This window comes from Anabaena sp. CA = ATCC 33047 (assembly GCF_963870205.1).
GTDB lineage: Bacteria > Cyanobacteriota > Cyanobacteriia > Cyanobacteriales > Nostocaceae > Trichormus.
Window position 1 is genome coordinate 170787 of record NZ_CAWMSA010000057.1, and the last position, 19718, is coordinate 190504.

Annotated in this window: 18 protein-coding genes; 10 read left to right on the forward strand and 8 right to left on the reverse strand. The window is 40.9% G+C overall.

From position 1 onward, the window contains the following. Nucleotides 1-48: 48 nt before the first annotated feature. From AACS98_RS18780 to AACS98_RS18790, 3 genes are all read right to left on the reverse strand, one after another. Nucleotides 49-1779: a diflavin flavoprotein gene (locus tag AACS98_RS18780; protein WP_066382637.1), complete on the reverse strand. Its 1731-nt coding sequence runs from the start codon at nt 1777-1779 to the stop codon at nt 49-51. Nucleotides 1780-2039: 260 nt separating this feature from the next. Continuing rightward, on the reverse strand, nt 2040-2552 hold the full coding sequence (locus AACS98_RS18785; RefSeq protein WP_066382639.1) for a phosphate-starvation-inducible PsiE family protein: 513 nt from the start codon (nt 2550-2552) through the stop codon (nt 2040-2042). Between the two features lie 96 nt (nt 2553-2648). Further along, complete coding sequence (locus tag AACS98_RS18790; protein ID WP_066382641.1) at nt 2649-4379, reverse strand: diflavin flavoprotein; 1731 nt, start codon at nt 4377-4379, stop codon at nt 2649-2651. 463 nt (nt 4380-4842) lie between these two features. On the opposite strand from AACS98_RS18790, the gene AACS98_RS18795 reads away from it, so the two are divergent. Beyond that, nucleotides 4843-5793 (forward strand): 1-aminocyclopropane-1-carboxylate deaminase/D-cysteine desulfhydrase, encoded by a 951-nt coding sequence (locus AACS98_RS18795; RefSeq protein ID WP_066382900.1) that lies wholly within the window; start codon nt 4843-4845, stop codon nt 5791-5793. 172 nt (nt 5794-5965) lie between these two features. Here AACS98_RS18795 and AACS98_RS18800 read toward each other — a convergent pair whose 3' ends face one another. Both AACS98_RS18800 and AACS98_RS18805 read right to left on the reverse strand, forming a co-directional pair. Beyond that, the gene (locus AACS98_RS18800; RefSeq protein WP_066382643.1) at nt 5966-7066 is read right to left on the reverse strand and encodes an RNA-guided endonuclease InsQ/TnpB family protein; all 1101 of its coding nucleotides are present in this window, start codon (nt 7064-7066) and stop codon (nt 5966-5968) included. Further along, nucleotides 7050-7652: an IS607 family transposase gene (locus AACS98_RS18805; RefSeq protein WP_066382645.1), complete on the reverse strand. Its 603-nt coding sequence runs from the start codon at nt 7650-7652 to the stop codon at nt 7050-7052. Before AACS98_RS18805 ends, AACS98_RS18800 begins: the two co-directional genes overlap by 17 nt. Before the next feature lie 142 nt (nt 7653-7794). Here AACS98_RS18805 and AACS98_RS18810 point away from each other — a divergent pair, with 142 nt between their 5' ends. After that, nucleotides 7795-8535, forward strand: a complete 741-nt coding sequence (locus tag AACS98_RS18810) for a dienelactone hydrolase family protein (RefSeq protein WP_066382651.1) — start codon at nt 7795-7797, stop codon at nt 8533-8535. A 162-nt stretch (nt 8536-8697) separates the two neighbouring features. Further along, nucleotides 8698-9297, forward strand: a complete 600-nt coding sequence (locus AACS98_RS18815; protein WP_066382653.1) for a tRNA-(ms[2]io[6]A)-hydroxylase — start codon at nt 8698-8700, stop codon at nt 9295-9297. Between the two features lie 372 nt (nt 9298-9669). Here AACS98_RS18815 and AACS98_RS18820 read toward each other — a convergent pair whose 3' ends face one another. Then, nucleotides 9670-9969, reverse strand: coding sequence for a hypothetical protein (locus tag AACS98_RS18820; RefSeq protein ID WP_066382654.1), 300 nt, complete (start codon nt 9967-9969; stop codon nt 9670-9672). A gap of 160 nt (nt 9970-10129) precedes the next feature. On the opposite strand from AACS98_RS18820, the gene AACS98_RS18825 reads away from it, so the two are divergent. From AACS98_RS18825 to AACS98_RS18845, 5 genes are all read left to right on the forward strand, one after another. Continuing rightward, complete coding sequence (locus AACS98_RS18825) at nt 10130-10291, forward strand: hypothetical protein (RefSeq protein ID WP_157087539.1); 162 nt, start codon at nt 10130-10132, stop codon at nt 10289-10291. Nucleotides 10292-10304: 13 nt separating this feature from the next. After that, nucleotides 10305-10784: a GNAT family N-acetyltransferase gene (locus tag AACS98_RS18830; protein WP_066382655.1), complete on the forward strand. Its 480-nt coding sequence runs from the start codon at nt 10305-10307 to the stop codon at nt 10782-10784. A gap of 38 nt (nt 10785-10822) precedes the next feature. After that, a complete protein-coding gene (locus AACS98_RS18835; RefSeq protein ID WP_066382661.1) occupies nt 10823-11494 on the forward strand; it encodes a ComF family protein in 672 nt (223 codons plus the stop codon). A 66-nt stretch (nt 11495-11560) separates the two neighbouring features. After that, nucleotides 11561-12019 (forward strand): PPC domain-containing protein, encoded by a 459-nt coding sequence (locus AACS98_RS18840; RefSeq protein ID WP_066382902.1) that lies wholly within the window; start codon nt 11561-11563, stop codon nt 12017-12019. 286 nt (nt 12020-12305) lie between these two features. Then, the gene (locus tag AACS98_RS18845) at nt 12306-13127 is read left to right on the forward strand and encodes a hypothetical protein (protein WP_066382662.1); all 822 of its coding nucleotides are present in this window, start codon (nt 12306-12308) and stop codon (nt 13125-13127) included. A gap of 264 nt (nt 13128-13391) precedes the next feature. Here AACS98_RS18845 and AACS98_RS18850 read toward each other — a convergent pair whose 3' ends face one another. Together AACS98_RS18850 and AACS98_RS18855 are read right to left on the reverse strand one after the other, a co-directional pair. Continuing rightward, nucleotides 13392-13691, reverse strand: coding sequence for a hypothetical protein (locus AACS98_RS18850; RefSeq protein ID WP_066382663.1), 300 nt, complete (start codon nt 13689-13691; stop codon nt 13392-13394). A gap of 253 nt (nt 13692-13944) precedes the next feature. Next, on the reverse strand, nt 13945-16830 hold the full coding sequence (locus AACS98_RS18855) for a diguanylate cyclase domain-containing protein (protein ID WP_198161156.1): 2886 nt from the start codon (nt 16828-16830) through the stop codon (nt 13945-13947). A gap of 515 nt (nt 16831-17345) precedes the next feature. On the opposite strand from AACS98_RS18855, the gene ilvC reads away from it, so the two are divergent. Continuing rightward, complete coding sequence (gene ilvC / locus AACS98_RS18860) at nt 17346-18341, forward strand: ketol-acid reductoisomerase (RefSeq protein ID WP_066382665.1); 996 nt, start codon at nt 17346-17348, stop codon at nt 18339-18341. 530 nt (nt 18342-18871) lie between these two features. Then, a complete protein-coding gene (locus tag AACS98_RS18865) occupies nt 18872-19588 on the forward strand; it encodes a pirin family protein (protein WP_066382668.1) in 717 nt (238 codons plus the stop codon). Nucleotides 19589-19718 lie beyond the last annotated feature (130 nt).

The following is a 19718-nucleotide window of genomic DNA, read 5'->3' on the forward strand; positions in this document are numbered from 1 at the left end:
TTTAGCAATGCTAATCCCCTACAATCTTGGACTGTGACTCGGTATCAATTAAAAATAACTGCCTGATTTGCGATGTTCTACAGCAGTTACGCCCTCACTTTCTAAGACTTCTCCCTGATCGACGACAGCATAAATTAACCATCTATCACCACATTCAAGCTGATTTTTCACTGTACATTCTAAATAGGCTAATGCTTCAGTTAAAATTAAACAACCGTTATCAGCAGTTTTAGTACCAAGGTGAGCAAAGGGATTCTCCCCTAGTGTACTTTGACGGGAAAAATAACGCCGGACATTTCTACCTTCTTTGAGGATATTCAGCACAAATCTATCCCCAGGATGACGCATTAAGTCTGCATTCTGTTCTTGAGCGACTGCCAGCATAATTCCTGGGGGGTTAAATGTGGCTTGTGATACCCAAGAAGTTAAAATACCTTTGTGGTTGTCTTGGTCGCGGGTAGTGACGACGCACAAAGAGCCAATAATTCGCCCTACAGCTTGATCAGTGCGGTCAATTTGGGCTTCGGTGGCAGCTTGGCGGGTATTGCGGAGTTTTTTGGTTTTTTTCAAGGTTTGGGCAAAGTTCGCCCCGGCTGTCTGACATTCTTGTAGGGTGTCTGGTGTGGGGCTAAAACGTACTCGAATAGTTTCAAAGCCTAAGCGGTAGTTAGCATCTTTGAGCTTACTTTCAATTAAATCAATGGCTTCTCCACTCCAACCGTAGGAACCAAATACGCCAGCTAATTTTGTTTTTGCGGCTGTGGAAAGGACTATACCTAAAGCGGTTTGAATCTGCGTTGGTGCATGGCCGCCGAGTGTGGGAGAACCGATAATAAAACCGTCACAAGCTTCGATGATGCGGGTAATTTCTGCTGTATCTGCGAGTTCACAGTTGATAGACTCGACGTTGATACCATTTTCAATTAAACCTTGAGCGATCGCCTGAGCTACAATTGCTGTATTGCCATAGGCAGAAGCATACAACAACGCTACACTGAAATCTTGAGATTTCTGTGCCTGACACCATTGGCGATAATCATGAGTAAAACGACTCAGGCTATAGCGAATCACAGGGCCATGAGCAGGTGCGTAACATCTAGCCCCTAATCCTGCTAATTTATCTAAGGCGACTTCTACCTGTTTAGGTTGGGGTGCATGGAGACAGTCAAAGTAATAACGTCTTTCTCCGTCTAACTTTTTCCAGTCTTCATCAAATAGGGTATCTTCGCAGACATGCGCCCCAAAAAACTTGTCTGTGTACAGAATTTTGGTAGCAGTATCATAAGTACAAAGTCCATCCGGCCACCGGGGAGTCGGGACGGTGATAAAATTGAGCCGATGTCCTTTTCCTAAATCTAGGGTGTCTTCCCAGCGTACAGCTTGAATACGGGCTTCCCATTCAGGAAACGATGATTTCAGAATGTTAGCAGCCGGACGAGAACAAATTAAAGTTATTTGCGGGGCTTGCGACAGCAATACTTTTAATGTCGCGCTGCGGTTGGGGTTAACGTGTCCGAGAATAATGTAATCGAGGCGTGTGACATCGAGACGTTGGGCTAGTTCCTCTAGGTAAATTTTGGTGAAAGATTCACCGGGAGGATCAATTAAAGCTATTTTGTCGCCTTGGATGAGATAAGAATTGGCTGTAGTTCCCCGTTGACGGGAATACTCAACTTCAAATTTTAATCTTTCCCAAGTACGCGATCGCAGTACGAGCGTATCTTGGCCAATTTCTGCAACTTGTACATCTCTGGGGCGAATAGAGGTGGAGATAGTCATAATTCAAAATTCAAAATTCAAAATTCAAAATTCAAAATGGGCATGGGGCATTGGGCATATAATTAAAAATTGAATAACACACATCTTGCACCTGTTCCTGGATGATAATTTTTGTAGGGTGGGCATTGCGTGCAAGTTGCTCAAAGCCTTAATTTTAGGTTCTTGGCAATGCCCACCTCAAGCTGATTGAGAATGGTGCAAGATACGAGATAACTAATACCTCCCCGGCTTCTTCCTAGCCCTCAGTACCTTCTAAACCCTCATCTGCCATTGGTTTGTGCTAATTCTTGCTTGGTGCGCTTTTTGTAGCGTTGAGATATTTGTTGTTCGGGATCAATACCTTCAAAGGTGGGGGGTAGCCAAACTCGTACAACTAAAAGGACGCTGAGAACTAAGAGGAAGGCACAAGTGGCTAGAACTTGACTCCAATTGATTTCTAGTACACCTTTAACAATGATTTCTCGCAAAACGGAAACAATGGAGACTTCAACAGCTACGCCGATAGATATGCGCTGTTCTTGCAGGTAAATAATTAGTAGGCGAAATAACTCTACCAAGATCAGCAAAAACAAAATATCGGCTGTCACAACATGAAAGTCTAAGGGCGGAAGCAGGGAGAGAAACATATCTCTTACCTGAATCGCCATGAAACTAAATAACCCGATACATAAGGAAATCACAATGACATCTTGGATCAGTTCCAAGCTGCGAACAATGCGACTGCGATTGATTTCATACAGAGAAAGTGGGTTATCTTCTACGTGTTTATACATAGCTATTTGGGGATTGGTGGTTGGGGATAAGGGGGATGATGGGGATAAGGGGGATGAGGGATAATCTTCTGCCTCCTGCCTCCTGCCTCCTGCCTTCTAGTAATGATTACCGACTTTGCGGTGGTGAACGGCGGTGAGTGCGTTGATATCGGCGACTCTGCCGCTTTTTACTGTGCTGTAGATAATCCAATGATCACCGCAGTCCATGCGGCTGGTAATTTCACATTCCATGTAGGCTAAAGCTTCTGCTAGAATGGGCGCACCGTTGCTAGCAGGATAAGTTTTCACCTCGGCAAATCTGTCGGCACCGGGGGGAAAACGTTTGAGGAAATGCTTCATTAATCCTTGATAGTTGCCTTCTGCAAGTACGTTTAAAATAAAGCGATCGCCTAATTGCAGTAAGGATTCAATGGCTCTTTCTTTACCGACTGCCACCGCTACACCTAAAGGGTTAAGACTAGCTTGTGTCACCCAAGAGGCAAACATCGCGCTGTGAATTTCGCCTTTTTTGGCAGTCATAATATATAGTCCCCCACTAATGCGTCCGAGGGCTTTTTCTAATTCACTATTAATTGATTTGATTTGTTTGATGGTGCGATCGCGATTTAACCATTGTCCCATATCTGTCCCCGCTTCATCGCACAGTTTTTCTAGGGTTTGGTTGGGGGCTTCTTTGACTAAAATTGGGGGAAATGCTGCTGTTAATCCCAACTCTTGGAATTTATTGCGTAAGGGAAATACAGGCTCATCTTCTCCACCGCCCGATTCTAATAAACCAATCGCTTGTTTATGATGTACCGCCGCCAAAATTGTACTTAAAGCTGCTTGTGCATTCACCACCGATTGAGGCGGCATAGCAATAATTAATCCGGCTGCTTGTGCTACGATTTCTCTGACTTCGTGCGGTTCAGCAGTGATTAAATCGATTAATTCTACTTCTACGCCCGCCTTTGTACATCCATGCGCGATATTTCTGACTAAATGCTCACTATAGCCATAATCTTCGGCATAAAATAGCGCGACTAATGTCTCTGTTTTTGCTTGTTCTAAACTCCAGTTTTGATAAAGTTTGATCCATTCAGGTATATGATGTTGTAGTAAAGGCCCGTGTCCGGTGGCGACGGTTTTGATTTCTAATTTGTCGATGCGTTTTAAAGCCGCTACCACAGAGCGCGCATTCGGCCCCATCAGACAATCGTAGTAATACTTAAAATCTGCTTCTATGGAGTGGAAGTTTTCATCATAGGTTTGGTCGTCGCAATAGTGCATTCCAAATACATCACAGGTGTAGAGAATGCCTGTTTTATGGTCGTAGGTGAAAATTGTATCAGGCCAATGTAAGTTAGGGGCAGAGATAAATTCTAACTCGTGACCGTTGCCTAAATCTAGGCGATCGCCACTTTTTACCAGCTTTGATTTAAAAGACTGGTGAACCATATTTTCTAAAAATTGTATAGCCACCTTCGCACCAACCACGGTAATATCAGGAGCTAACTGCAAAATGTCTTTGACTAATCCACTATGATCTGGTTCTGTGTGACTAATAATCAGGTAGTCTATCTGATTTGGATCAATTAATCCTGTGATTAACTCTAGATATAACTGTTCAAACTTTCTATGAGAAGTATCAACTAAAGCAATCTTTTCACCTTGAATCAAGAAAGAATTATAGGTTGTACCATTGCGTAAACCAAACTCAATATCAAAACGCTCGCGTTCCCAATCTAAACAACGAATAGCTGTTGTTTCGCTAGCAATTTCTACAGTTTGAACCGTCAAAAGCCCAGGATTAGCAATAATTTGAGTATTTTCTGTGATTGCGACCATTGGAGTTATCCAAAATAATATTATTGTTTTTTAGTATGCTTATTCCTATATTTAACTTGAGAATCTCGATTGGTAAAATGTCAATATTTAAAGCTATTGATTAGAAATATTTATTAAGCAACCAGTCAAGCGTCAGTTTGGATGATAATTTATCTAACATTGAAATGAATCAATGTTTATCATGAGAATTCAACAGCAATTACCATTCAAGTGAGGTACAGTCAGTCGGAATTAAACGCAGATGCACGCAGATATAGCTGGCTGCCCGCAGGGTACGCAGATAAATTTTAGGACTTACGCCAGTGTGATTATGAAACTTTGTTGTAGGGTGCGTCAGCGCAGATTATTCTGGAAAAATTAACAGATTTTTAACATTTGACGCACCCTACTAATGTGTCAGTTGCGTAAGTCCTGATTTGTACCTGATTCGACTAAAAAACGCTATAAGCTAAATTGTATGATGATGCCCCATGCTATCAGCCCAATACCCACACAGCCCATCAACAGCCAAATTGCTAACAATGCAGGTGTGGAAATATCTGTACTGCGTCTTGACTTGATGCACCCGACGGTAAACGGGAATAAATGGTTTAAGCTGCAATACAATCTCTTAGCTGCCAAACAACAAAATTACACTACATTACTCACCTTTGGCGGTGCTTATTCTAATCATATCTATGCAACGGCGGCGGCTGGGAATCTGTTAGGATTTCGCACTATTGGTGTGATTCGTGGTGAGGAAACTTTACCCTTGAATCCTACTCTCAGTTTTGCTGCTCAACAAGGGATGCAATTAGTATATGTTGACCGCGAAACTTACCGCAAACGTCACACCCCAGAATTACAGGAACAATTACGCCAGCGTTTTGGTGAGGTGTTTATCATTCCTGAAGGTGGTTGTAATCTCAATGGTGTGCGCGGTTGTACAGAGATAGTTCGGGAAGTACAAACAGCTTTTGATACTGTCTGTGTGGCTTGTGGTACAGCTACTACTTTAGCTGGGTTGACTCTTTCCTTAGCATCACCACAGAAAGTGTTTGGTTTCCCGGTGTTGAAAAATGGTGACTTTCTCCGAGAAGATATCAACAACTTACTGACGCAATACCTCGCCTCTGATTTACCTGCACCATATCCTACTCCTGCACCTTGGGATTTAGTCTGTGACTACCATTGTGGCGGTTATGCCAAGGTAAATGAGCAACTTTTAGCCTTTAGCCAAGAGTTTACCAAAATTCATGATGTCCCTCTTGATTACGTATATACCGCAAAAATGTTTTATGGGGTGATGGATTTAATACAACAAGGATTTTTTCCCATAGGCGATCGCTTGCTTTTAATCCACACGGGCGGTTTACAAGGTAATCTGGGAATGAGAGAAAAGTTAAAGCAACAGTCAATCGTCAATAGTTGGTAGAGACTTTGCATGCCACGTCTCTACAATTGAATAGTCCGTTACATAAAACTTACTCAAACCTACCTACTTAGACTTTTCTAAAAAAGATAACTTGTACTAAATAGAGTTTGACGTTTATTTTCTGCTTCATCCTGGTAATGTCGGCATTATCCAGTCCACAGACTAACACTGTCTAACTGACAGCTTTTGACAAATTAATTTTGGATAAATTAATTGCTGCGTTTAAATCTCTATCACACTCAAAACCACAATTTTCACATTTGAAAACCCTATCATTGAGTGTGAGATTTTCTTTTTTAGTCCCACAGCTAGAACAAGTTTTAGAACTGGGATACCATCTATCAACTACCACAAGTTCGGAATTATATAATTCACATTTGTAAGTTAATTGGCGACGAAATTCATAAAATCCCATATCTGAAATTGCTTTTGCTAACTTTCGGTTAGCTAACATTCCAGATACATTTAAATCCTCAATTACTACTTTGCTGTGGTTCTTAGCTAAAAGTGTGGTGAGTTTGTGTAATGTATCTTTACGGATATTAGCTATTTTCAGATGTAAATTAGCAATTTTTAATTGTGCTTTTCTCCAATTATTTGAATTGATAATTTTATTTCGACTTAACCATTGGAGTCTATTTAATTTAGATTCATATTTTTTGTAAGACTTTGCCCCTTCTATTATTTCACCTGTTGATAGAGTAGCTAAATTTTTTCCGCCTAAATCTACCCCAACAATACTATTGGAATTATTTTCTAGTTTTTCTACATCAAATCTAAAGCTAATAAACCATCTATCAGCTTGACGGCTAATAGTTACTGATTTAATTTCTTTTTGAGGTAGTCTTTCATGAGTTTTTAAAACTCCAATTTTAGGGACTTGAATTTTATTAGAACCTAAAATCTTGACAGTACCTTCTAAAGTAAAACTATCGTTTTTACCTCTTTTTTTGAATTTTGGTACACCTGATATTTTTTTAAAGCATCTATCCCAAGCTGTTCTTAAAGCTCGTAGAGCTTCTTGTGGTGCTGATTTTGAGTATTGATAATACCAAGAGTTTTCCGACTTAACTAATGCTACTAACCATTTGTGTAAATCTATTGCTGTAGGAAATTTTATTTGAGAGTTGGGGTATTCTTTGTTGTGATCAAGTATTTGCTTGGTTAGTGCTAAACCCCAATTCCAAGCATGACGAGCAACACCGCAATGTCCTATCAATTGAGTACGCTGATAATTATTGATTTTTAACTCAGTTTTAAATCCTATCAGCAACTTCTTTCAACTCCTCAATGATTTTCTTGTTTTTATGATTTCTAGATCCATAAAGACGAGCAGAGAAAACTGTAATTATTTCTAAAACATCCTGTGCTAAATCTTCTTCAAAAGTAGAATCTTCAGTTCGGTTAATCATCACAATTTCAGTACCGAAATGTTCACAAAGACTAAAAATTAATTCACTACCAAATCTTAGTAGTCTATCTTTGTGGGTTAAAACAAGACGTTCAACTTTACTATCAACAATTAATCGGATTAACCTTTTCAATCCTTTTTTGCTGTAGTTTAAGCCTGAACCTAAATCTTCTATGATTTCAAATTGCCAACCATTTTGAGAGCAAAATAATTCAACAACTTGTTTTTGTCTTTCTAAGTCTTCTTTTTGGTCATGACTAGACACTCGACAGTAACCAATTGTGTAAGATAGATCAGGCTTAATTCCTAGTAATTGAGCTAAATCATATCTTCTATGACCACTAGCTGTTCTCTCAGGAATTAATTTACCTTCAGATTCCCATCTTCTAAGTGTAGAAACACTTACACCTTTTAATTTTGCTGCTTCCGATATAGATAACTTACTCATACAAACACTGTAGCATAGTTTTTGAGTAGATATAAGCAAAATTAGATAAAATTTTTTAATCAGTTCCTATCCCCTAACCCTATCCCGATTTGCTGACTCACTGCTGTAAAAGCTATTGAAAGCATGAGATGGAGAGAAAAACGTGCAAATCACTCAGCGTAACGTGGAGTTGAGAGTTGATGATAGCTTAATGCGTGTTTATGTGGCATCACCAAAGCCAGTCGGAAAATATCCAGGTATTTTATTTTACAGTGATATTTATCAGTTAGGTGGGGCAATGATTCGCCTAGTCAACTACTTAGCGGGATTTGGCTATGTAGTAGCAGCACCAGAAATTTTTCATCGCCTAGAACCGATTGGTTTAGTGATTGAGCCGGATGACCTTGGTAGAATGCGAGGTAATGATCATGCACGACGAACTGCGATCGCAGAATATGATGCTGATTGTCGGGCTATGATTGATTTCCTGAAAGCTGACACATCGGTTGATGCCAATAAAATCGGCACTCTCGGCTTTTGTATTGGTGGACATTTATCATTTCGGGCTGCTTTTGCCCAGGAAATTAAAGCCTCTGTTTGCTGCTACCCTACAGGGATACCCAGTGGTAAATTAGGTAAGGGAATAGCCGATACTATCCACCGAGTCAGCGAAGTCAACGGGGAAATGCTGCTTGTACTTGGTACTCTTGATCCTCACATTCCCGAAAATGACCGACACACTTTAATTACAGCCCTTGAGGATGCTAAAATTCCTCACAGCGTACATTTATACGAAGCAGAACATACTTTCATGCGAGATGATGGTTATCGCTACGATGCCGCCGCTTCTACCTCTGCTTGGGCTGAAATCATCTCTTTCTTAAACCGGATATTTGCCCCCTGAACCAACTATTAACACTAATTTCAAAAAACATTATACTCAGATCCCCGACTTCTCAAAGAAGTTGGGGATCTATATCCTCAGAACTAAAACACCGCCATTTACATTAAAATCGATTTGCTGACATATTCAGCACTATTCTTATTTGTTTAGTTTTATCGCCCTATGCTTAACTCTGTGTTACCAACCATTAATGCACTAAAGCAACCTACCAGTGATGCTTGGATAGAACAAGCCATTACTAACTTAGATATTATTTTGCTGGATCATTCCCACTGTGAACGTAAAGCGGCTGGGGTGGCGTTAAATTTTATGTTTCGCTATCCTTCTAATACTAAAATGGTGCGGGAATTAACAGCGATCGCCCGTGAAGAATTAGAACATTTTGAATTGGTGAATCAATGGTTAGAAAGGCGAAATATCCCTTTAGCACCACTCTCACCACCTCCCTATGGCGCAGGTTTAAAAGCAGCTGTGCGTCCCCAAGAACCTGAACGTTTTTTAGATTCCTTACTCGTGACAGGTTTAATTGAAGCGCGGAGTCATGAACGTTTAGGACTATTAGCTACACACTGTCCTGAGCCAGAATTAGCCAAGTTTTACAAGGGTTTGATGGCATCAGAAGCGCGACACTTCGGTACTTATTGGGTTTTAGCTGATACTTATTTTGACCGTACTATTGTCAATCAACGGCTGGATGAATTATCAATAATTGAAAGTGAGTTACTGGTAAATTTACATCCAGAGCCTAGAATTCATAGTTAGTAAAATCAGGCACTATTTATGTCGCTACGGTTAACACATATCAGGTTACTCGTCTCTAACTACAGAGAATGTTTTCTGTTCTACCGTGATGCACTGGGATTTACTATCGACTAAGTTACGCTTTATAGTATAGCGTAAATAAATAACAAGTACAAAATATCACTGCGGCTAAAGCCGCTTGAGTTGTTTTTCATCCCACCCCTAAAGGACGTAACACCCTGAAAATTTTTGGGATTTTCAGGGTGTTACTGGTGGGCTTTCAAACTTCCCACTATTTTATGTAAGCGCAGAGGTACGCAGAGATTTTGCTGCTAATTAAATTTGTGGTTTGGGATTTGCTTGTGCGCTGTGTCTGTTGCTTTGTTGTTGCCTCTACTGGCAAACTCTTGTGCCATTAGTTTTAGTGACTGAAAAGGCATCAAACTCGCCTCCATCAAATTCGCCTGTTACGGTGACTTGCTCACCAGCCGATATGTGCCGGGTTGTGTTATCTCCACAGATATCATAAGTATCGACTGTGATGGCACGATTACCGGTGTTTAACCTAAATCCATCTTCCCAGACTCGCTGAACTCTACCAGAAAAGGAATTACCTTGATTTTGAGCAATTGCAGGTACAGATGCCAGGATGACAACACCGAGAATTAGCAATCTTGTCACATTTAACTTCATGACTTAACTCATTTAAACTTGAAGTGTTAAGAAACGCTTAATAAGTACATGGTATCAGACTCAGCTAGAGGGTAGGATAACCAGTTTCTATGATTGGAATCAGCAGAAATCTATCGGTATTTTCAGTTTGTGACTTGCTAGTTGAAAATTGCTAGTTAAAGTGAATGATTATGCCCAAAAACAAATTTCTAGACCAGGGAAACTTGGAGAAATTCTGATTTATCATGCTGTGATTGCGTCACCTGCGTTAAAATCAGCAAGAGAAGCTATTCGCTGGGTAAATTCGGGAAGATTTCCAGAAGACTTTTCTGTACACACCTGACCCATAAACGGTAATGCACAGCTACTACAAAGACTTCTTAATTCGTAACTGGCAAAAAAGCGATCGCACTAAAGCCGCCGCCATCATCAGTTACGTATTATCAGAATACGGTTTGGGTTGGGAACCTAAAGGCGCAGATCGTGATGTGCTGGAAGTCGAAGAGTTTTATTTAGCCACAGGTGGCGAGTTTTGGGTAATTGAACACCAAAGTCAAATAGTGGGTACGGGGGCATATTATCCGGTAAATCGGGGTAAAAATGCCGTGGAAATCAGGAAAATGTATCTTTTACCCAGCGTCAGGGGTTTAGGATTGGGGAAATATTTGTTACAACAGTTAGAAGCAGCGATCGCTAACCGTGGTTTTGAACAAATTTGGATTGAAACTGCCAGCGTGTTGGTAGAAGCAGTCAAATTGTATGAACACAACGGCTATCAGCTAGCTACAGGTGTGGAAACTCCACGCTGCGATCGCGTGTATGTTAAATATCTCTAAGAGACAATATAGTTTCACGCCTCGGTCATCTCTCACCAATGTTGAAAGGCTTTCTGGATTTATTTCTACAATCTCATTGTCCTCTGTGTCAACGTTCTACATCCGGTGTGTTTTGTGAAAACTGCACTAGACAGTTAAAAAAATGTCAACACCATCACCCTCATAGTTTATGGAAACCTCCCATACCTGTGTTTAGCTGGGGTGTGTATGGTGGGATAATTAAACGTGCGATCGCGGTAATGAAATATGAACGTCAGCCACAAATCGCTCGTCCTTTAGGACAATGGATGGGAGAAACTTGGTTATTAAATTCGCTTCATCAAAAGCAACAAATTTTAGTAGTACCAATCCCACTCCACCCCAGCAAGCAAAAACAACGGGGTTTCAATCAAGCGGCATTAATCGCCCACAGCTTTTGTCAAACAACTGGATTAAAATTAAAAGAAAATGGTTTAGCCAGAGTGCGCGAGACTCAAGCACAATTTGGTTTATCTGCGTCGGAGCGAGAAAATAACTTAAGTGCAGCTTTTACTATTGGTTCAGATTTTCGCGCTCGCCCGCCGCAAAACCCAGTATTGTTAGTGGATGACATTTACACTACTGGTGCTACGGCGCGCTCTGCTGTGCATATACTGCGTCAGTCTGGAATTGTTGTTTTAGGGTTAGCAGCGATCGCCACTCCTGTCAAACACAAAGATACCAAAAATTAATGGATGGGCAACCTATCTCTGAAAAATCAACAAACTTACCCTGTTATCTTGGGAACATCTCTGGTTATGCTCACTAAACATATTTATAAAAATTTACGCAACATTATCCTATTGCCAGCTACATTATTGGCAATCGTGATGAGTTCAACCGCCGCTTTCGCTCAAAATAAATTGTATAGTCCTGTGGTATTAACTGATTTTAAAGAAATTACTGATACCCTTTCGGAAAAAGATATTCCCACAGGTCAGGGTGGTTTTGCTCGTGATTATGCTATCAAATTGAATAAAGGCGATAATCTCGCAATTGATTTAAGTTCTGATAGCTTTGATTGTATCATCACCCTGTTAGCACCCAATGGTTCGACAGTAGCAGAAAATGATGACGGCCCTGATGGTACCAGTAATTCTTTACTGTTTACCCGCATCAATGAAACAGGAACTTATATTGTGAGAGTGCGCTCTTTTGGTGAGACTGGAGTCGGGCCTTTTAAATTGAAAGTGACGAAACTACAACCAATGAAATAAGTCTATAGTCTATAAATTAAAATGGCATTGCATAAATGCAGGATAAATCAAGCAAATACCTTGGGCTTGATTGATTTTGCGAGGATGTAATGCCTTTTTTTCATTCTTGCGAAAGAAGACATTTAATTTTTAACCTATTAGGATGAAATCAGTGTGTTACTGCAAAGCAAACAATTTACTCGTTGCCATAATTACAAGCAGTAATTGCATCTGCTTTAGTCAGGTGTTATCCGATTAGCAACTGAACTTGTAATTAGCTTTGCTAAAGTTACGAGGAGATTTTTTCATGTTGAATAAACATTATCATACTGTTAGCAGCTTGAGCAGCAAACGAACAGGTTTAATCGCTCTAGCTATGACAATTATATTTCTTCCTGCTTGTACCAATAACTTAGGTGGTAGAGAAATTGGTGAATCTGAAAGCAATGTGACTACTGAACAAGTTGCAGATAACACCAACGCTCTTTTAGGTAGAATTGTGAGTGTCAGAAGTGAACCAGTTAGAAAAGTTAGTGCCAGTACATTCACAATTAGCGACAATGAATTTCTAAGTGGTGAAACAATTTTAGTTGTGAATGCTTCAGGAAAGCCAGCCGCGCTTCCTGAGAATACAGAATTACAAATTACAGGTAAAGTGGCTAACTTTGTCATTACCGAAATTGAAAGAGAATACGGGCTAGATTTAGATCCAAATTTATATCGAGAATACGAAAGTAAACCAGCTATTATCGCTCAATCTATTGCTCCCGCAGTCAAGCCAGGGACATTGACTACCAATCCCAGCGCATATTATAATCAGGTGATTGCCGTACCTGCGGAAGTTGAAGAAATTGTTGGTAATAATGCCTTTACCCTTGATGAAGACAGGTTAATTGGTGGGCAAGATTTATTAGTTTTATATCCCCAGGGACAAACACCAGTGAGAGATGGTGAGCAAGTTGTGGTTACTGGTGTACTACGTCCATTTGTTGTTGCTGACATTGAAAGAGAATACGACTTTAATTGGGATACGGGTTTTGAAAGGCAACTCGAAGCAGAATACACCAATAAGCCTGTATTAATCGCTGAATCTGTATATCCATCAGCAATTCCTGATATTGTGCAATAACAGGATTTACGCTACTGGGATATTAGTAGGGTGCATCAGATATGAAAAATACGTTTATTGACGCACCTTACCAACCATTTGTGTAGGGTGGGCATTGCTGGAAATTGCCTCAAACTCTGAGTTTAACTTTGTTGGCAATGCCCACCTGAACGAGAGTGAGAAGACAAATAATTAAACGCAGATAAACGCAGATAAACGCAGATATAGCTTGCTTCTCTTATGAGACGCTACCAATAACCTGTAGGGTACGCGGATGAATGTTGACTACTGATGAGAATTATGATTAACGGCTAAGATTACTTCTTTTACTTCTTCTTGATTAGGTACATTAGCTTGCATTTTGAGTTCAATTAATCCCATAATATTGACGCTAACTTCTAGGGAAACTTTTTCTGTAGGTATATTTCTTTCCCGCACTCTTTTACTAGCTATTTCAATTACATTGAGTGCTTGATCAACAGCTTGAAAAATAGCTTCTTCAGTAATTTCAGTGGTTTTCTCTTGGGTAGTCTCAACAACATTTTGGATGATTTCTTTGGCTTTATTTTGGGCTGAGTTCAGCATATTATAAACCACTCATATCAATTCCGGTTAATTACTGATGATTAACTGAAGATGCAGACTTTTATCTGACTCTGTTACCTGTTACCTGTTACCTGTTACCTGCTACCTGTTACCTGTTACCTGTTACCTGCTACCTGTTACCTGTTACCTGCTACCTGTTACCTGTTACCTGTTCCCTGTTCCCTGTTCCCTAGCCCTCACAAATATGATAACTATTTATTAATATCAATGCTCACCACTTGCCAGCTTGGGACTAGAGATTGATGACTCCATTATAAATGTAGTAATTATTGCGTCCTCGTGCTTTGGCTTGATAAAGTGCTTGATCGGCAGCATTAATCAAGTCTAGAGCTACCATATTGGGTGTAGGAATGACAGTGGCAATGCCAATACTGACTGTCACCCATGAAGCTACAGCAGAGGCAGCGTGAGGAATTTGCCGTTTTTGGATAGCTTCCTGCACAAATTGGGCAACTGCGATCGCGCCATCACTGTCTGTGTCTGGTAAAATCAGGGCGAATTCTTCCCCACCATAACGAGCAACTAAATCGTTGCTTTGTCTGGCTGCTTGTTTCAGGGCTTGAGCAACTGATTGCAGGCAAACATCCCCGGCTGAATGACCATAAGTATCATTGTATTGCTTGAAATAATCAATATCGCATAAAATTAACGACAATGGGCGTTGTTTACAGGTGTGGTGATGCCATTCATGATTGAGGTGCTGATCAAAGCAGCGTCTATTAGCTAGTTGTGTCAATTGATCAATCAAAGCTAAGTTTTGTAGATGCTGGTTGGCAATTTGCAGTTGCTCATGCAATTCTGACTGTTGGATGGCGATCGCTAACTGCGTTGCTAGTTGAGTCAACAATTCAATATCAAAAGGTTGCCACTGACGAGGCGCGCTGCAATGGTGAGCAATCAATAACCCCCAAGTTTGTTGTTGCTGCAAAATCGGTACCACCAACTTGGCTCGGACTTGTAACTTTTGTAGTAACTCTAAATGGCAGGGGGTAAAATTAGCCTTGTCAATATCCGAGACAACATTAACTTGCCCTTGATGGTAAGTTCCCCCTTGGGTTTCCACAAAATAGCTATCTGTAAATTCCATCTCCCGAATTGCTAAAAACTCCGAGGCAACAGACTCAGTAATCACCACACCACTCCAGTTAGCATTAAAGCGGTAGATAACGACGCGATCAGTTTGTAAAAATTGCCGTACCTCAGCCACGGTAGTATTAAGAATCTGTTCCAAGTCGAGGGATTGACGGATATTTTGGGCGATCGCGTGGATGGTGCGTTCTCGTCTTACCTGCCGTTTTAATGCTTTTTCTGCTTGCTTTTGCATTGTGATATCCGTAAATGACACCACCGCCGCATAGGGTTGCGATTGTTGCAGATAAAACAATGGTTGGGAGTTGATCGAAATCCAGACGAGATTACCATCAGGTTGATGAACACCCATGACGACGTTAAATTGTGGTTTTCCCGTGCGTAAGGTAACAATCGCCGGGTAATCTTCTCCGGGAAACGGTGAGCCATCCTCGTGAATCGCCCGCCAACGCGAATCAATCAAGGCTCGCCCCATCATTTGATCAGGTGTCAGTCCCATTATTCTCTCAGCACTCTGATTACAGGTAATAATCTGTCCATCTGCTTGCTGTAGCACAATCCCCTCCGCCATCGTGGTAATTACAGAACGGTAACGGGCTTCGCTCTCTCTGAGTGCCTCTTCCATCCACTTGCGTTCAGTAATATCAGTATGGGTGCCAATCAATCGCAGAGGAACACCTTTGTTTGAATAAGTGACAATTTTACCCCGATCTAAAATCCACTTGTAAGTACCATTTTGGCATCTGACGCGGTACTCACTCACATACTGTTGAGTTTCCCCGCGAAAATGCTTTTGAATTTCCTGATAGACTCGCGTCTTATCATCTGGGTGTAGCAGTTGTTCCCATGCGCTCAGGTTACTGTCAATCTCATCTTCCGCAAACCCTAACATTTCTTTCCAACGACGGGAAAAGAAGATTTCCCCAGTTTCAGCGTTCCAATCCCATACCCCATCGCCATTACCTTCTAGGGCAAATTGCCAGCGTTCCTCACTGGCTTTAAGCGCGGCTTCTGTTTGTTTACGCAAGGTAATATCTTCAAAAATATAGAGTCGCCCAAAGTATTGATCATGAACATCCCGAATCTGACTGGAAAAGCGGCGAATCATCCGTCCATCTGTAAACAAAATTTCGTCTTCCACTATGCAGCGATTTTCTTCACTCTGTAGGGGTTTGCATGATTCAGCAAAGGCGGGAACGTCTGCAATTAATGACACACAATAGGGAATAATGTCATTATTTTTTAATAAATCACGCTGCATCTGGTGTTCTAGATGTTCAATTCCCCAAATTTCACAGAAACGGTGATTGAAATAGAGAATGTTATCTGTGCGGTTATCTACCACATAAAAAGCCAACGGAGAAGTATCCGTCATCGAGCGTAACAATGCTTTTTGCCAGCGCAACTCTTTCTCTATTTGTTTGTATGTCTCTAAAGCGGCTTTCTGCTCAGTAATCTCCTGTTCCCGGTTGGTTACTAAATGCTGGAGGTGCTGTTGCTGTTGTGTATGCTCCAGGGCGATACCTAACTGCATCCCTAGATGACGTAAAAGCTCGATTTCTAAGGAGTGCCACCGACGAGGATGTATACACTGTTGAGCAATCAGTAACCCCCAGAGGTGAGGTGTTGACTCATGCCTGAGTAAGATAGGAACTACCAAATTAGCCCGCACCTGAAAGTGTTGCAGTAACTCGATATGACAGGTTTGCAATTGGCTAGTATAAATATCGTTAATCACTTGCACTCGCCCCTGTCGATAGGGTTCTATCCACTTCTCAGCAAAGCAGGGATCATAGATCAGTTGACCCATGACTGGTGTGATATCATCCCTACCAAGAGACTCGGAAATAATTACACCATCACCGTCGGGTAGAATTTGGTAAATGAGAACGCGATCGCACGCCAAGATTTTCCGCGTTTCTTCGACTGTAGTATTCAAAACCTCATCAACATTAGCTCCTTGATGAATTTGCAAGGAAACTGATGTAATTTGATTCAAAAGTTGTACTAAATAAGTTTCAGAACTCAAGGAACAGTCGCCAGGCATGGTTCAAGAATTGACTAATAATCTTAGTATCTAATACAGGCTGTTGAGTCAGTGCTAATTTGTTAGAAACTTCATAAAAACAGCATTTAGACTAAAGTTTTATGGTTCAACTAGAGAAATTACGGAGTAGTTGCGCTGTGATTTTTTGGAGATTTTACATTATGTAATTCATTAACATACATCAAATTAATTTGAAATACACTTTTAGTAATCTGATACCAGTATATAAAGAAACCACCTAAACGGGTAGAGACTTGTTTTGAGACATAGCCTGATGCAACAATATATCGATGTTGGGGATATACGATATATGTGAGCGATCGCCAACATTGCACAGTCTCAGAAGTAATCAAGACGGGTGGGGGAGAAGTTGAGCGAACTTCTGAGTACAGAATTCTTTTTTCACCATCCCAAAGTTAATTCGTGGTGACACGATTTAAGGTACAATCAAAAACCTGCCAATAAATGAGACAGGTTGCTGACAGGAGATACTTTATATGGCCCGGATGTACTATGATACAGATGCGAATTTAGACCTTTTGGCTGGAAAAACCATTGCGATTATCGGCTATGGTTCACAAGGTCATGCCCACGCCCTAAATTTGAAAGATAGTGGTTTAAATGTAATTGTGGGGCTGTATCCGGGTAGTAAGTCGGCAGAAAAAGCCCAGGCAGCAGGGTTAACTGTGAAAAGCGTGGCAGATGCTGCTAGTGCTGCTGACTTCATCATGATCTTACTACCTGATGAAGTCCAAAAAACAGTTTATAAGAACGAGATTGAGCCAAACCTGAAAGCCGGGGATGTATTAGCCTTTGCCCACGGTTTTAACATTCACTTTGGACAAGTTGTACCACCTGCAAATGTAGATGTGGTCATGGTAGCACCCAAAGGCCCCGGTCATTTAGTCAGACGCACTTACGAACAAGGGCAAGGCGTACCAGCATTGTTTGCAGTCTATCAAGATGCTAGTGGTCAGGCACGCGATCGCGCGATGGCTTATGCTAAAGGTATCGGTGGCACTCGCGCCGGTATACTCGAAACCACCTTCCGCGAAGAAACCGAAACCGACTTGTTTGGTGAACAAGCAGTATTATGCGGTGGTTTGAGTGCCTTAATCAAAGCTGGCTTTGAAACTTTAGTAGAAGCAGGTTATCAGCCAGAATTAGCGTATTTTGAATGTCTGCACGAAGTCAAGCTAATTGTAGACTTGGTTGTAGAAGGCGGTTTAGCAACCATGCGTGATAGCATTTCTAACACTGCTGAATATGGCGATTATACCCGTGGCCCCCGCGTTGTCAACGCCCAAACCAAAGCGGAAATGAAAAAGATTCTCAGCGAGATTCAATCTGGACAATTTGCGCGGGAATTTGTCCTGGAAAACCAAGCTGGTAAACCAGGATTCACCGCTATGCGTCGTCAAGAAGCAGAACACCCCATTGAAGAAGTTGGTAAAGATTTACGCGCCATGTTTAGCTGGTTGAAGAAAGTTTAAAACATTCTTAAAAACCTGACATCAAGACGCAAAGCAGTTATTAGCCGCTTTGCGTCTTTGTTTTTTGGTAGTCGATTCTTTGCTTCATTTTAGTTGTATAATATCGTGTTTGTTAGAATAGTTATATTAGTATCTTTTTGGTAAGTATCCCACTTTTAAGTGCGTACTTTTCATTTTATATTGCCATACTTTACTATTTAGATAGTTCAAATTTAGATAAACAACTCTCGGAAATAAAATATTTAGAGAACACCGAAAAATAAATTATCCGAATCGACTATTAGTAGGGTGCGTCAGTATGAATATTTTCTTGGGATAGCTAGGGTTTCTCGTGCTGACGCACCCTACATTTTGGATATTTTTTGCTCTGGCAGTCCCTCAACCACAGAATCACAAAGTTAAACCATAATCAACCCATAGAAATTATTTAGCAATAAAGTAGCAATAGACTTTTATTAATCATTCACTCATTTTCTCCGAATTTAGCATTACTAAATCACTACTTTCTAATTTGCAAATGAGGTAAATCCATGTCTTTGAACACAGTTAACTACCTAATTCATCATCGTAACGAGCGTGGGCGTAGTCAAATTAGTTGGCTCGATAGTTATCATACATTTTCCTTTAGCCATTTTTATGATCCCAAGCGCATGGGATTTCGGGCGTTAAGAGTGATTAATGATGATCGCATCGCTGCCGGTGCCGGATTTCCTACCCACGGACATCGTGACATGGAAATTCTTACCTATGTGCTATCAGGTGCAGTAGAACATCAAGACAGTTTAGGTACAGGTTCAGTGATTCGCCCCGGTGATGTTCAGATTATGAGTGCTGGTAATGGAATTCAGCACAGCGAATTTAATCACTCAAAAACTGAACCACTTCACCTATTGCAAATCTGGATTTTACCAGACAAGTCGGGACTATCTCCCAGATATGAACAAAAAGCGTTTACCCCTGAAGAAAAACGCGGACAACTCCGCCTAGTTGCGGCTAAAGATGGGCGTGATGGTGCTGTGACTATTCATCAAGATGTGGATATCTACGCCTCTATTTTAGAACCGGGCAATATAGTCAATTATCACCTTAAACCAAATCGTTATGCTTGGTTACAAATTGCTCAAGGTGTCGCAACTTTGCATGGTGAAGAATTAACAGCAGGTGATGGTGTGCAAATTCACGGAGAGGAAAAACTAGAAATCAGCACAGATATCGGTACAGAATTTCTGTTGTTTGATTTGGCGTAATTTCTCAAGCTAAATGTTTCGTGAGCCATATTGAGCCGATAAATCTAGTTGTAGAGACGTTGCATGCAACGTCTCTACAAGCAAAGTAACTTATTTTCTGTCACTAGAGGCTACAGAATATCCCTGCCCT